The following is a 232-nucleotide window of genomic DNA, read 5'->3' as shown; positions in this document are numbered from 1 at the left end:
GTATTGGGTTATCGCTTACCCGGGAATTTCATTATCTACTGCCAAAATGCGCGAATTGCTGCCGCAGCAATATGATAAGTCTGTAGCCATCGATTTTGGACGTTACTTAAGTGCATTTGTTCACGCGAGTTATCAGCAAGATGCCGCATTAGCGATTGAGATGCTAAAAGATGTTTTGGCTGAACCTTATCGTGCATCCGCAATTCCTGGTTATACCGAAGCGCGATCAGCA

1 protein-coding gene is annotated in these 232 nt (G+C 44.8%); it reads left to right on the top strand.

Going from position 1 to position 232, the window contains the following annotated elements; all coding sequences use genetic code 11:
* Positions 1 to 232: homoserine kinase (locus AAEZ10_RS27795; RefSeq protein ID WP_350571900.1), on the top strand; the 232-nt coding region annotated here is incomplete at both ends.

The sequence above is a fragment of the Pseudomonas sp. H26/SER47-MNA-CIBAN-0231 genome (assembly GCF_040310465.1).
GTDB lineage: Bacteria > Pseudomonadota > Gammaproteobacteria > Pseudomonadales > Pseudomonadaceae > Aquipseudomonas > Aquipseudomonas atacamensis.
Note: the sequence above shows the minus strand (reverse complement) of the source record. Positions and strands in the feature narration are given on the sequence as shown.